13 protein-coding genes and 1 pseudogene are annotated in these 12,326 nt (G+C 39.0%); 5 read left to right on the top strand and 9 right to left on the bottom strand.

The window, feature by feature from the left end:
* Positions 1-580: 580 nt before the first annotated feature.
* The 6 genes and pseudogenes from A0J48_RS24240 to A0J48_RS27530 form a co-directional block, all read right to left on the bottom strand.
* The gene (locus A0J48_RS24240; protein WP_200327150.1) at positions 581-1,324 is read right to left on the bottom strand and encodes an ABC transporter ATP-binding protein; all 744 of its coding nucleotides are present in this window, start codon (positions 1,322-1,324) and stop codon (positions 581-583) included.
* Positions 1,325-1,408: pseudogene (locus tag A0J48_RS27260) on the bottom strand (ABC transporter permease); the annotation flags it as partial.
* 7 nt (positions 1,409-1,415) lie between these two features.
* Positions 1,416-2,225, bottom strand: a complete 810-nt coding sequence (locus A0J48_RS24235; protein WP_200327149.1) for a Uma2 family endonuclease — start codon at positions 2,223-2,225, stop codon at positions 1,416-1,418.
* A 135-nt stretch (positions 2,226-2,360) separates the two neighbouring features.
* On the bottom strand, positions 2,361-3,167 hold the full coding sequence (locus A0J48_RS24230) for an ABC transporter permease (protein WP_200327148.1): 807 nt from the start codon (positions 3,165-3,167) through the stop codon (positions 2,361-2,363).
* A 64-nt stretch (positions 3,168-3,231) separates the two neighbouring features.
* Positions 3,232-3,987: a Uma2 family endonuclease gene (locus A0J48_RS24225; RefSeq protein ID WP_200327151.1), complete on the bottom strand. Its 756-nt coding sequence runs from the start codon at positions 3,985-3,987 to the stop codon at positions 3,232-3,234.
* A 14-nt stretch (positions 3,988-4,001) separates the two neighbouring features.
* Positions 4,002-4,124, bottom strand: coding sequence for a hypothetical protein (locus A0J48_RS27530; protein ID WP_267910333.1), 123 nt, complete (start codon positions 4,122-4,124; stop codon positions 4,002-4,004).
* A gap of 236 nt (positions 4,125-4,360) precedes the next feature.
* Here A0J48_RS27530 and petP point away from each other — a divergent pair, with 236 nt between their 5' ends.
* From petP to A0J48_RS27255, 4 genes are all read left to right on the top strand, one after another.
* Positions 4,361-4,552, top strand: coding sequence for a cytochrome b6f subunit PetP (petP, locus tag A0J48_RS24220; RefSeq protein ID WP_200327147.1), 192 nt, complete (start codon positions 4,361-4,363; stop codon positions 4,550-4,552).
* A gap of 69 nt (positions 4,553-4,621) precedes the next feature.
* Positions 4,622-5,722 (top strand): Get3/ArsA fold putative tail anchor-mediating ATPase NosAFP, encoded by a 1,101-nt coding sequence (locus A0J48_RS24215; RefSeq protein ID WP_200327146.1) that lies wholly within the window; start codon positions 4,622-4,624, stop codon positions 5,720-5,722.
* A gap of 123 nt (positions 5,723-5,845) precedes the next feature.
* Positions 5,846-6,889 (top strand): chlorophyll synthase ChlG, encoded by a 1,044-nt coding sequence (chlG, locus tag A0J48_RS24210; protein ID WP_200327145.1) that lies wholly within the window; start codon positions 5,846-5,848, stop codon positions 6,887-6,889.
* A 136-nt stretch (positions 6,890-7,025) separates the two neighbouring features.
* Positions 7,026-7,295, top strand: coding sequence for a hypothetical protein (locus A0J48_RS27255; protein WP_234301132.1), 270 nt, complete (start codon positions 7,026-7,028; stop codon positions 7,293-7,295).
* 201 nt (positions 7,296-7,496) lie between these two features.
* Here A0J48_RS27255 and A0J48_RS24205 read toward each other — a convergent pair whose 3' ends face one another.
* The 3 genes from A0J48_RS24205 to A0J48_RS24195 all read right to left on the bottom strand — a co-directional run bounded on the left by A0J48_RS24205 (position 7,497) and on the right by A0J48_RS24195 (position 11,062).
* Entirely contained in the window at positions 7,497-8,450 is a 954-nt protein-coding gene (locus tag A0J48_RS24205; protein WP_200327144.1) for an MDR/zinc-dependent alcohol dehydrogenase-like family protein, read from the bottom strand.
* Between the two features lie 260 nt (positions 8,451-8,710).
* Complete coding sequence (locus A0J48_RS24200) at positions 8,711-9,556, bottom strand: inositol monophosphatase family protein (protein ID WP_200327143.1); 846 nt, start codon at positions 9,554-9,556, stop codon at positions 8,711-8,713.
* 75 nt (positions 9,557-9,631) lie between these two features.
* Positions 9,632-11,062 carry a BCD family MFS transporter gene (locus A0J48_RS24195; protein WP_200327142.1) on the bottom strand — a complete coding sequence of 477 codons (1,431 nt, stop codon included), beginning with the start codon at positions 11,060-11,062 and terminating at the stop codon, positions 9,632-9,634.
* 244 nt (positions 11,063-11,306) lie between these two features.
* Here A0J48_RS24195 and A0J48_RS24190 point away from each other — a divergent pair, with 244 nt between their 5' ends.
* Positions 11,307-12,251, top strand: a complete 945-nt coding sequence (locus A0J48_RS24190) for an aldo/keto reductase (protein ID WP_200327141.1) — start codon at positions 11,307-11,309, stop codon at positions 12,249-12,251.
* Positions 12,252-12,326: the final 75 nt, after the last annotated feature.

Here is a 12,326-nt window from a genome sequence, read left to right as displayed (position 1 = left end):
TGTCTAGATATAGTAGCTAACTATTTAACAGTAAAAAGATATAGGAATAATATTTGATTTTTGAAAAAACTCCGTACACCTAAATTCTCTAAAACCCTTTTGCCTCTTGCCTTTTGCCTCTTGCCTGCCTACATAGATAGTTTCAGATATCAAATCAGATTCCTATATTGCATCTGATGTCATTTTTGATTCTTGACTTCTTTTTGCTTCCAGATATAAACTTATACATTAACTTTCTTGAGGATGATGTAATGTTATATCATGTCCGGGTAATTAGTGATGATGCCCGAATTTTAAGAAAAATGCTGAAAACCTCGCCTCCTGCTTCCCTGTCCCTGTTCATGATCAGAATTTAACCTGACATGATATAAATTGGTATCTATGCCAAAAAGTAAGTTCATGTTGAAGAAACCAGACTTCATCACTTTGGATTTTATTTATATACCAAAATGGCTAATATTCACCAAAAATACTTCTAGACTATAAATACTTCAAGAGTAAATAGCCATGCATATATATTGAATCTAGAAATACAACTTTATAAATACAAGTTTAGGCAACAGTTTATCTCGACTGAAATTTATTCGGCGATGATTTTCCCTGTAAGATACGACTCTACTGCGTTTTCTGCTGATCCTATAAAATGTATTCTTCCTTTGTCTAGCCAAATTGCCTGATGGCAAGATTGTTTGATAAACTCTAAATCATGAGAAACTACAAGAACTGTTGCATCTCCATTCCAAAAATTATCAATTCTTTGCTTACACTTATTCTTAAAGTTCTCATCTCCCACTGATAGAACCTCATCTAAAATTAAAATATCTGGCTGCACATCCGTAGCAATGGAAAATCCCAAACGAGCCACCATACCCGAAGATAAACCCTTGACTGGAACTAAAGCGTAATCCTCCAACTCTGCAAACTCCAAAATAGACTGCGCTCTGGCTTTCATTTCAGATCTAGAAAAACCTAGTAAAACACCGTAAAGGAGAATATTGTCCATCACAGAGATTTCTGCATCAAAACCTGCTCCTAGTTCAATTAATGGTGCTACTTGACCACGTACTCTTACTGTTCCGGTGGTAGGTTGCAATATTCCGGAAATTATCTTTAACAACGTGGATTTACCAGAACCATTTGCACCAATTACCCCTATTTTTTCACCTTTTTTAACCGCTAAAGCAATATTATCTAGAACTAATTTTTTGGCAGGTTTTCGATATTTGCCCTCTACAATCGAAAGCAAAGTTTTCTTCAAGTCATAAGAAAACTCTTCTTGTGTCCGTCGCCACAGCGAAACTTGATCTAGGCGAATAACTTCCATTTACAATAAATCCATAAATTGATGTCGCCACAAATGAAAACAAGTCCATCCCAGCAACAAAATCATTATGCCACTCAGTAAAGCACTTCGTTTACAAACTATCAGGTTCAATACCTAATTCTCTCAATTTTTGGGCTAGAATAGCTGCTTTATCCTCTGCTTCATCAGCCCTTTGACGTTCAAGTTCAGCCCTTTGACGTTCAGATTCAGCCCTTTGACGTTCAGATTCAGCCCTTTGACGTTCAAATTCAGCTTTTTGACGTTCAGATTCAGCCCTTTGACGTTCAGATTCAGCTTTTTTAATTTCTTCTAAATTAACTTCTTCTGGTGTAGGGACTAATCTTCCTTCAACCGTAAAATATCTTAACTTATCTTCCCAAACCCCTAAGTATAAACCTAACTCCTGACTCCAATACCAGGCATTTTCTGATGCTGGAATAAGTTTATATTCACTGTCTGTTAATCGCCATCCTACCAGTTCTAAGGTATTTGGGGAAAACCAAAAATACTCAGGAGTGCGGAATTGATTTTGATACAACTGTTTCTTCAATTCCTTATCTACTTTCGCTGTAGAATCAGCAAGTAATTCAATTATCACATTGGGATATTTACCATCCTCTTCCCATATTACCCAAGAAAGACGTGGACGTTTTTCCGTGTCTTTGACTAGAAAAAAGTCAGGTCCTCTAAAATCTCGATTTTTTAACTGTTGTCGGCTATAGTAAACGCTAAGATTTGCACCAATAAAGAAATCTTCTCTATCACGCCATAACCATTCTAAACAAGTTACTAATATTAATAGTTGTATATAGTGTAATGAGCTTTCCATTTCTGGTTCGTCGCTGAGCAGTTCAGTGCAATCTGGCATTAATGCTTCTATTTCTTGTGCGGTTAAAGCCATAGATTTTATTAGGATTAATTACTATCTTGAGGTCAATTATAAACTATCACGATCTCCTTTGTGCAATTATCAAATAATAGCTATGCTTAGAGCAAATCCATAAATTGATGTCGCCACCAATGAAAACAAGTCCATTTACAACAAATCCATGAACTGATGTCGCCACCAATGAAAACAAGTCCATCCCAGCGACAAAATAATTATGCCACTCAGTAAAGCTCCCCAAATTAAACCTAAATCTGGTGGTGAACCTGATAATGTAATCTGACGCAGACTTTCAATAATTGGGGATAAGGGATTTAAACCTAGAAATGGCTTGACTTGCGGTGGTACGATCGCTGCTGGATAAAAGATAGGGCTACTGATCCAAAGCACAAACACAACTAACTCATAAAAATAAGGCAAATCTCTAAAAAATACATACAAGGCACTTACCAAAAAACCAATACCAGTGGAAACTAGAACTAATGCCAGAAATGGAAATACCAACGCGAGGACATTTACCAAACTTTTGGCATTAAATAAAGTCATCAATGCCAGCAACGGAAATGCCCCAACGGAAAACTGAAACATATTCGCTGCTACCATAGATAGAGGGAAAACACTTACTGGCAGACGAATCTTATTCAATAATGCCCCATTACCCACTACACTCATCAAAGCTTGAGATGTGGAGGCTGAGAAAAAATTGATGACGACAAGTCCTGTAAATGCTGCTAAAACATAGTTAATTATGGAGTTACCGTAATAGGATGAGAAAGTAGCCCCAAAAATGGCTGTGTAAAGCCCAGTCATAATTAATGGGTTCAGTAGCGACCAATAAACACCTAGGAATGAACCCCGATAACGCACTTTCAGAGTCCTCACCACCAGCACGTGCAGCAGTTCCCAGTAACGCTGTATTTGCAACCAGGTTAAATTTTTTTTGATTAAAAGGGTCATCCTCAAACACCACCGCAGGCCATAGGCAAGTTATTCCGGCATTTTATACTATTTTCAGTATTATTTAACTCAAACTATCAGGATCAACTCCCAGAGAGCGTAAATATTGTGCTAATTTATCTGCTCTTTGACGTTCATTTTCAGCCCGTTGGCGTTCATTTTCAGCCCGTTCTGCCAAAGTTGGCAACCAACCATTAGCATTATACCAACGTAGCCACAAACCTTCTGTATTTTGATAACTTCCCTGCCATAAACCTAAACCTATTTCTATTTCTTCTAACCAAAAGCGTTGATCTGATAGAGTTATGGGTTCATAACGAGTACCATTGAGTTTAAATCCACGTAATTTATTTTCATAGCGGTCATAAATAACATAGTAAGGAACACGCAAAATTCTTTCATATACTTCCCATTTGGTTGGGGGTTTATTTACTTCCCGTAAGGTTTGCCCTAAGTCTTCTTGTTCTGTTCCTGGTGACAGTAATTCAACTACTAAAAATGGATCAACTCCTTCTTGCCAAACCACATAACTTAAACGTAAATCTTCCTGTTGGTTAGTATTAGCAACTCCCAATACCATAAACCAGTCAGGACGCTTGTACCAACCAGGATGACGAGGATCATAATAAAGGTTCAAATCACTAGCAAGTAAAATTTCTGCGGCTGTATAATTGGCAGGTTGACAAGTTTCCGTGAGTAAATCCGCTTGTATACAATGAAATTCCTCCGGCAACCCTGATTCCCCTATTAATTCACTAGGTAAATCATACATTGTCGGCATGGTGTCTTTGGGTGAAGAAGGTGGATGATGTTGATACATCATATTTGTTTACCTCAAACTGTATCTTTAACTAAAAAGAAATCCGGACTACTAAATTCTCGATTTTTTAATTGTTGACGACTAAAATAAACAATCAGATTTGCACCAATCAAGAAATAATTTTGATCACGCCACAACCACTCTCAACTAGTTACTAACAAGAGTAACTGCATATAATGTCAAGAACTTTCCATTGCCGGCTCATCACTTAATAACCGAGTCCCATCGGGCATTTGTTGTTCTAGCTGTTGGGCTGTAACAAACATAAGAGTATACCTACTTGCTTACTGATTTAATTTTAAGTCATGGGCAATGAAAACAAAGTGCCAGATTCAGCTACACTGAGATTTGGATTATTGGATTGTAACTAGACATGGAAATCGGACAAAAAGTCAAGGTGATTCGGTTGCGCGATCGCGTATCTGCGCCTATCGCTCAAAAACTAGGAAAAGTAGGCATCATCGAAGGCTATAAAGTAACTGATGGTGCTGGTATTGGTTTGGTTGTCAAGTTTGACGACAACTCCTCCACCTGGTTCTTTGATGACGAAATTAAAGCCGTATAGGGATGTTAGCACTTGTAGATGAATGCTAAGTTGGAGTTGAAAAGATAGGCGGTAATTGGAAATCAAGTCATGGCCTTGATACTGACATTTTTAGGCACAAGCAGCATCGCTCGTAGCAAAATAGCGATCGCTGGATCCAAGCTATTGGCAAACCAAGGCAAACGGGTACTTCTAGCAGGACTTGCAGAGCCAACATTGTCAATTCTACTAGGTACTTCTCTCTCTTGTGAACCCCAAGAAATCGCTCCCAACTTGCAAGCAGTACAGTTTCAATCATCTGTACTGCTAGAACACAATTGGGAAGAATTCAAAAAACTAGAAGCGCAATATCTCCGCACGCCTATTTTTAAAGAGGTTTATGGTCAAGAACTGGTAGTGTTACCAGGCATGGACAATGCCCTCGTTCTCAATGCTATCCGCGAATATGATGCCAGTGGCAAATATGACGTTATTATCTATGATGGCACAGGTGACTCTTCCACTTTGCGGATGTTGGGACTGGCTGAATCTCTAAGTTGGTATGTGCGAAGATTTCGACAATTGTTTGTTAACTCCGATTTAGGGAAAACTATTTCTGAATCTCCTTTAATTCAACCACTGATTACCAGTTTATTTAATGTTAATTGGACGGCTGATAAATTCTCCCAACCCACTAACCAAGTTAATAATTTTCTCGAAAAAGGTAAAGCAGCTTTAGCTGACCCCCAGCGCATCGCTGCCTTTTTGGTGACAACCCCAGATCCCATAGATGTGGCTAATTCCCGTTATCTTTGGGGAACTGCCCAACAAGTTGGTTTAACTATTGGTGGTGCTATTTTAGTCGCCTCAGAAGAAAACACCAACCTCTCAGCAGAATTTACACCCCTGCCGATTAGTATCGTTCCTGATGTATCCAATGGCGAATGGCAACCCCTAATAGATGCCCTGCCTAACTTTGTCGAACAAGCATTACAGGCTCCTAGACCAATAGAAATCGACGTACACAATCATCAAGTACGCTTATTTTTGCCCGGTTTCGACAAAAAACAAGTCAAACTCATTCAACAGGGTCCAGAGGTAACAGTAGAAGCCGGAGATCATCGCCGCAATGTCTTCTTACCCCCTGCTTTAAGTGGTAGACAAGTGACTGGAGCCAAGTTTCAAAATAGTTATTTGATAATTTCTTTTTAGGTAATGGTTGAGAGGTGACAGGTGAAAGTAGGAAAGAGGTGGAAGCCCAATAATTACCTATTTACCTATGACCAATCACCAATCACCATCACTAATTACCCATTACCCATTACCAAGAAACCTATGTCTGAATCCACACCCATTAACCCAAGTACAAACCCGACTGAGGCAGTAGACTCCGTAGTAAATGAAGCCAGGGACCAAACTGCTACCACGGAACGCAGTGCCAAAACTCGCCAACTCCTGGGAATGAAAGGTGCTGCACCTGGAGAAACATCAATTTGGAAAATTCGGTTGCAATTGATGAAGCCTATCACCTGGATTCCCTTAATCTGGGGTGTAGTCTGTGGTGCGGCTTCTTCTGGTAATTATACTTGGAGTTTGGAAAATGTTTTGAAAGCAGCACTGTGTATGTTGCTTTCTGGTCCTTTGTTGACTGGTTACACCCAAACCATCAATGATTACTATGACCGGGAAATAGACGCTATTAATGAACCTTATCGTCCTATTCCCTCTGGGGCAATTTCTGAAAAGCAAGTAATTAGCCAATTCGTTCTTTTACTCTTACTAGGATATGGCGTAGCCTACACCTTAGATTTGTGGGCTGGGCATACATTTCCTAATGTGTTGATGTTGTCTATTTTTGGTACTTTTATCGCCTACATCTATTCTGCACCACCATTGAAATTAAAACAAAATGGTTGGTTAGGAAATTATGCTCTAGGTGCAAGTTACATTGCCTTACCTTGGTGGGCTGGTCATGCTTTGTTTGGAGAATTAAATTGGAAAATAGTAGTTCTCACCCTCTTTTACAGCTTGGCTGGTTTAGGGATTGCCATTGTTAATGATTTCAAGAGTGTAGAGGGCGATCGCCAACTAGGTCTAAAATCACTACCAGTTATGTTTGGTGTGCAAACTGCGGCCTTAATTTGTGTCGTCATGATTGACTTATTCCAAGGTTTAGTTGCCGGTTATCTTGTCAGCATTCATGAAAACTTGTACGCTGCCATCTTGGTATTATTAATCATCCCCCAAATCACCTTCCAGGATATGTATTTCCTCCGTGACCCCATCGCAAATGACGTTAAATATCAAGCCAGCGCCCAACCTTTTCTAGTATTTGGAATGCTAGTAACAGGTTTAGCTTTAGGCCATGCTGGGATTTAACAGTTAACAGTTATCACTGTTTTCCCTTACACTCCTACACCCTTAAACCCCTTGAATCCGTCTTTAGTCAGAAGTGAAGAATGAGGAGTTAGGAGTTATATTAATCTCTAACTCCTCACTTGTATTTACCATTGCCATGTTAAGTTTTATATCTTTCCTTATTCATGGGATACAACCTTTATTAATTCCAATTTGTTTTGTCATAGCTTGGACTATGATTATTTTGGTGTTAATGAATTTATGGGCAGCGACAAAAGACACTGTTAAAACTGCTCAAAAAATGCACCAAATCCCCTGTCATAATTGCCAGTATTTTACTAATAATTATCGTCTTAAGTGTACAGTAAATCCGTATATTGCCAATACAGAAGAAGCAATTGGTTGTAAAGATTATCAATCTAATTAATTATTAGCTCCCCCGTTGGAATCAGGATTTACAGGATTTCATGAAGTTCAGGATTTTGATATTTAATATTTAAGTGAGTAGCTACAGCAGCTTTCAGCAGTAAAACCCTTTTGGTGCAAGGCTTTGTCATAAAAATTTGTACCTTATTGATCTGGCAATATGCTGTATCTAGGTTACTGTAATCACCCATCTAATGATTTACTAATTTATTTCTAACAATACTTTTAATACTCCTTTAGTTTGGGCTTTTTCAAAAGCTGCTAAACCTTCATTCAGGGAATAATGGGCATGAATTAGTGGTTTTACATCCACCTGTTTTGTCGCTAATAATTCTAATGCTGGGCTAAAAGGTCCACAACGAGAACCTATCAAGGTAATTTCATCTACTACTAATGAGGAAGCATCGAGGCGAAGATTTCCAGCGTAGGTACTTTTCATGACTAAAGTTCCACGCGGACGTAAAGCCCGACGTGCGATCGCAAATCCTTCTGGGTTGCCTGTACAATCAATAGAAATATCAAAAGTTCTATCTTTGACAACATCAACTAAACCAGTTTTTATTCCCCTAGCTTCTAAATTAGCTAATTTCTCGTTGTGTCTTCCCACTACTAATAAATCACAACCAGTTAACGCTATTGTCTGCGCTACCAGTTGTCCTAATTTTCCATCTCCCACTACTAAAACTCTATCATCTCTACATAATTGCACTTGCTGTTGAATTTCTAAAGCAGCGGCTATGGGTTCAGTAAAAGTTGCTGCATCTGTAGAAACATTTTCTGGAACTGGGTGCAAATTTTTTTCAGGTAAACAAAGGTATTCAGCAAAAGCCCCATTGCGGTTGACAATACCTAAAACTGTGCGATTTTCGCAATGAGTTGGTTGTCCGCGACGACAAAACCGACAATGACCACAAGCTGCATTAATTTCACCGACAACTCTTTTATTAATTAACTGTTCAGAACCTTGTTCAACAACACCAACAAACTCATGTCCTAAAATCCCTTGATAAGGATAATAACCTCTGAGTAATTCTAAGTCAGTATTACAAATACCTGCACGCAAAACTCGTACTAAAGCTTCTCCGGGTGGTGGTTCGGGTATAGGAATATCTATTTTGAGTTGTAATTGGTTATTTTCTAGCCAAAGTCCTTTCATAATTTTGTCAGTTGTTGTCAATTGATAATTGGTTAAGTTAGTTTAAAATCTCTCTTTTTCAAGAGACATATAAATAACAACCTTTCCTTACTTTCAATCCTCTACCCTTGAGGGAGAATTCATTTTTCATTGTCAATTGTCAATTGTCAATTGTCCCAATTACCCATTACCAACCAAAAAGATATGAAATCAATTTTTATAGCCGTAGACAGGGTGGTTAGGACATCAATTGATAATAAAACTCCCTCTACAAGAGGATTTTACTCCAGACTGCTGACTCCTGACTGCTGACTCCTGCTATAGAATTTTAAACCTTCTAGAAATGGTGTAAACACAGGAATTATTTCTGGTTGACTAACAACCATTGTGGGAAAAGAGCGATCGCTATAATCTGTTCCTGGTGATAATGGAAAAGGTTCATCTTTGAGAGATATCCAGCTACCACCAGCAGCTTGAACAATTACCCATGCACCTGCAATATCCCAAACCTTGGGTGTCGCTTCAATTCCTCCCAAAACCGCACCAGTAGCAACTGTCAAAAAGTTATAACTAGCAACTCCCAACATCCGCAGTTTACAGGGAAAACCTGGTTGAATTATGCCCGTACTGCGAGAACAGAGGTTAAAAAAATGATTTTCACTGGGAGCATCTTGACTCGTATGAATAGCATGATTATTTAAAAATGCTCCCGTTGGGGTTGTTAAACCTGAAGAACCAGGCCAAAAACCATAAAAAGCCTGATTTAATGGTGGTGCATAAACATAACCAAAAATGGGCGTTCCTCGATAAAGTAAACCTAGAGAAATCGACCAAATGGGAATTCCCCGTGTAAAGTTGGTTGTTCCGTCTAAAGGATCAATTACCCAACACCATTCTGTCTTGGGAAAAGTTTGATCACTTTCTTCACTTAAAATACCGTATCCTGAGAAAGTAGAGGCGATCGCATCTCGAATTTCTTGATCAGCCCATTTATCAGATTGAGTAACTAAACTGCCATCAGCTTTTTGAGAAGCTTGCACTTTGCCAAAATCGTGCATTAATTGTTGTCCCACTCTAGTAGTAGTGGTTTCGGCAAATTCTAAAATCGTGTTCCAAAAATCGTTCATTTGTTATTAGGGAATAGGGAATAGGGAATAGGGAATAGGGAATAGGGAATAGTTATTTTACCAATCACCCATTACCTAATCTAAATCACTTTCTAAAACAGAAGCTAAAGCTTGTTTGGTATTGGTTTGGAATTCATTCACATTGATTTTGTTCAAAAACCCAATTGAAACTAACATTCCAACAGCTTCTAACCCAAAAACCAAACCATAAGCTAATACTAAGTTATTGGGTAACAAATTGCGTCCTATATCTAAAACAGTACCACCAATAACTACAGCTATTCCTCTAGATATAGATTGTGCTAGTCCCCAAGCACCAATAAAAGTACCTGCGGCTTCTGCAACTGTTAAATCTAACATTAAACTCACTGCTGCTGTAGTTAAAAACCCGGTAGATAAACCAAATATTACTAAACCAAGTTTCAAGAAATTGGCATTGGCAGAAAATCCTGAAAACCCAAGTAATAAAGCAGAAAATGCTACTAAAATACAGCCTAGTTTGATAGTTCTCCGTTTACCCAAACGTGGGACTATGAAAAAGCCAGTCACACCATAAGCAATTAAAATTCCTGTCCCATAAAAAACGTTGAGTTTGGTACTTTCAGCTAAAGGCATATTAAAGACTTGACCCGCATAAGGTTCAACAATTGGGTCTTGCATAAATAAGCTGATAGTCATCACCAACAAAAAGGTAAAAAACAAACCTGTTTGCGGACTTGCTGTTAAGATTGACCAAGCTTTACCCAAACTAATGCTATCTTCTCGACTTCCTGGTATGGAACGGTTAGAAAAACGAGAATATTTTTTCTCTACTCCCAATGTCGATACAATTGAGAATACAAATACAATTGATGGGACAATTATAAACAGTCTATTAATTGCAGCTTGTAAAGTTTCTATGGCTGCACCTGCTGTTAATTGTTTGAGCAAACTAGAACTGACAATTGCCCCAACAATAATTCCTACCATCAGCATTGACCAAACAACACCGACGACTTGGGAACGGTTATCTTCTTCTGAGATATCTACCAACAAAGCAGCAAATGCTGTACCACTGGCACAAATGGCTAGACCATAAACAGCGAAAACTAAACCGAGAACTGCTGTCCAACCGATAGTTTGGTTTGTCCATACCCACGTACCAGCACTACTAGCGGCGTTTAATTGCCACATTACCTGTACCGCTAAAAAAGCAGCGATCGCAAATATTCCTGCGCCCACCCAAACATAAGCTGTGCGATGATAACCTAACAAGGGTTTAGCATCAGAAATTTGTCCAAATAAAATCCGTGTAGGAGATACAAAAGCTGGCAATGCTAACACCAAAGCCACTATTGTAGCTGGGATTGCTATTTCCTGAATCATGACTCTGTTGAGTACCCCCAGAGTCAAAATAGACATCATACTCAACCCCATTTGGAAGAAACCTAGCCGAAACATGGTGACAAGGTTGACCTTTGGTACAACTAGGGATTCTTTTTGGGTATCAAATGTATTACCTGCCATAGCTACTTTTTGTATGGTTGACGGAATTTAACCTTTAACTAAAGATAGACTGAAATGCCCAACCTGTTTGAGCAGGAAAAAATCAAAATATTAATATTTAAACCACATATTAACGCAAATAGTCTGTCTATCTGTGTACATCTGAGGCTATCTGCGGTTTTTTCATGTTTACGAGAAGTGTGGTCTTCTTTCAGACGATAAACTAAATAAGTAAAGAAATGTAACTAAAACTTATTTTAGCAAAATGGAAACCATCACATTAGGTCAAAATGGCGTAACCGTTCCTCCTCTGTGTATTGGAACTTGGGCTTGGGGTGATAAACTCTTTTGGAATTATGGCGATAGTTACGGTGAAGAACAACTGCAAGCAGCTTTTAACGCCGCTTTAGATGCTGGTGTGACTTTCTTCGATACAGCGGAAGTTTACGGTCTAGGACTTTCTGAAGAGTTTTTAGGAAAGTTCATGAAACAAACATCCCAACCAGTACAAATTGCTACTAAATTTGGACCCCTACCTTGGCGTTGGGATGGAAAATCTGTATCTGAGGCGTTAACAGCCAGCCTCCAACGTCTACAAGTGGAAAGAATTGAATTATACCAAGTTCATTGGCCATTTACATTCCTGCTCAGTCAAGAAACTTTGATGAATACCTTAGCTGATGAAGTGAAGCGGGGTAGAATCGGAGCAGTGGGTGTCAGTAATTATTCGGCATCACAAATGCGAGAAGCACATCAAATATTAGCTGCACGGGGAGTACCTTTAGCAGTTAACCAGGTTCGTTATTCTCTATTAACACGGCAAATTGAAACCAACGGCATTTTACAAACAGCTCGTGAGCTAAATGTCACAATCTTAGCTTATAGTCCCCTCGCTCAAGGACTGCTCACAGGTAAATATACACGCTATACAAGTCCTAAAGGTGCAAGAGGTTTAGACCCGCGATTTGGTGATGATGGTTTAAATAAAATTGCCCCAGTTTTATCCTTACTCAAGGAAATTGCGGAACAATATGGTCGTACCCCTGCCCAAGTAGCCCTTAACTGGTTAATTGCCCAGGGGAACGTAATTCCCATTGCCGGAGTTAAAAACGCCGAACAGGTAAAACAGAATGTTGGCGCTCTAGGGTGGAAATTAACCGATGATGAAGTAGAGGCGTTAGATCAAATTTCCCGCCCCTGGAGAAATTGAACGTTATTGGGTATTGGGCATTGGATATTGGGCATTGGGCATTGGGTTATTAATCTCCCCCTGCCTCCCCTGCCT

This window comes from Sphaerospermopsis aphanizomenoides BCCUSP55 (assembly GCF_001586785.1).
In the GTDB taxonomy this organism is placed as follows: Bacteria; Cyanobacteriota; Cyanobacteriia; order Cyanobacteriales; family Nostocaceae; genus Sphaerospermopsis_A; species Sphaerospermopsis_A aphanizomenoides_A.
Note: the sequence above shows the minus strand (reverse complement) of the source record. Positions and strands in the feature narration are given on the sequence as shown.